Annotated in this window: 1 protein-coding gene; it reads left to right on the plus strand. The window is 76.4% G+C overall.

The window, feature by feature from the left end; all coding sequences use genetic code 11:
- Nucleotides 1–77: 77 nt before the first annotated feature.
- On the plus strand, nt 78–674 hold a 597-nt coding region (locus tag FNX44_RS27440), incomplete at its 3' end, for an amidohydrolase family protein (RefSeq protein WP_143651642.1).

Here is a 674-nt window from a genome sequence, read left to right on the forward strand (position 1 = left end):
GTCTCCCCCCTCGGCGGCGGCGCCGCCACCGGCCCCCCGCGCTCCGGCGCCGCCGCCGAGGGGGGAGACTGAGGGCCATGACCGACAGCTCCACCCCCGACGCCGGCACCCGCACCGTCCTGCTCCGCGGCGGCGAAGTGCACAGCCCCGCCGACCCGTTCGCCACCGCCATGGTCGTCGAAGGCGACCGGATCGCCTGGGTGGGTTCGGAAGGCGCCGCCGACTCCTTCGCCGACGGCGTCGACGAGGTCGTCCACCTCGACGGCGCCCTCGTCACTCCGGCGTTCACAGACGCACATGTGCACACGACCGCCACCGGGCTCGCCCTCACCGGCCTCGACCTCACCGACGCCCCGGACCTGGCCGAGGCGCTGAGTCGGATCCGGGCGCACGCCCGCGCCCACCCCGACCACCGGGTCCTCCTCGGACACGGCTGGGACAGCACCTCCTGGCCCGAGCGGCGGCCACCACACCGCGCCGAGCTCGACGAGGCCGCCGGCGGCCGCCCCCTCTACCTCAGCCGCTCCGACGTCCACTCCGCGCTCGCCACCACCGCTCTGCTCGATCTCACCCCCGGCATCGCCGACCTGCCCGGATTCCACCCCGAACAGCCGCTGACCACCGCCGCGCACCACGCCGTGCGCGAGGTCGCCCACGCCACCCTCACCCCCGCC

The organism is Streptomyces alkaliterrae (assembly GCF_007097205.2).
In the GTDB taxonomy this organism is placed as follows: Bacteria; Actinomycetota; Actinomycetes; order Streptomycetales; family Streptomycetaceae; genus Streptomyces; species Streptomyces alkaliterrae.